Raw genomic sequence first — 614 nt, forward strand, 5'->3', positions numbered from 1 at the left:
CCCGACGATGTGGCAGGGCAGGCCTAGCAGGCGCCGCGGCGGACAGGCGCGGCGCCCGCCCGGCCTGCCGTGCATTTTGCTGGTTTCACTTATTTCATCGAGGCGGGAGACGTCATGAAAATTCTGGTCCTGGGCGCGGGCGCGATGGGCGGCTACTACGGCGGCCGGCTGATGCAGGCGGGCGCGGATGTCACATTCCTGGTGCGGCCGCGGCGCGCCGAAATCCTGGCCCGCGACGGCCTCGTGGTGCGCAGCGAGCTGGGCGACATCCGCACCCCGGTGAAGACGGTGCAGGCCGCCGAGGTGCGGCCCGGCTACGACCTCGTGCTGCTGGCCTGCAAGACCTATGACCTCGACAGCGCCATGCAGGCGCTCGATCCGGCGCTGGACGGCGGGGGCGGCGGGGGCGGCAATGGCGGCAAGGCCGCGGCCATCCTGCCGCTGGTCAACGGCCTGCGCGCCTACGAGACGCTGGACGCGCGCTACGGCCGCGCGCGCGTGCTGGGCGGCGTTTCCTACATCGCCACCACGCTGGATGCGTCCGGCACCGTGATCCACCAGGGCCCCGGCGACCGCCTTGTGGTCGGCGCGCGCGCCGAGGCGGCGCAGCCGCT

The 614-nt window shown here is 73.1% G+C and carries 1 protein-coding gene; it reads left to right on the forward strand.

The window, feature by feature from the left end; translation table 11 throughout:
* Positions 1-114: 114 nt before the first annotated feature.
* Positions 115-614 (forward strand): 2-dehydropantoate 2-reductase N-terminal domain-containing protein (locus K206_RS0115145; RefSeq protein ID WP_020203246.1); only part of this gene is annotated, 500 nt, incomplete at its 3' end.

Source organism: Cupriavidus sp. WS, from assembly GCF_000395345.1.
Taxonomy (GTDB): Bacteria; Pseudomonadota; Gammaproteobacteria; order Burkholderiales; family Burkholderiaceae; genus Cupriavidus; species Cupriavidus basilensis_B.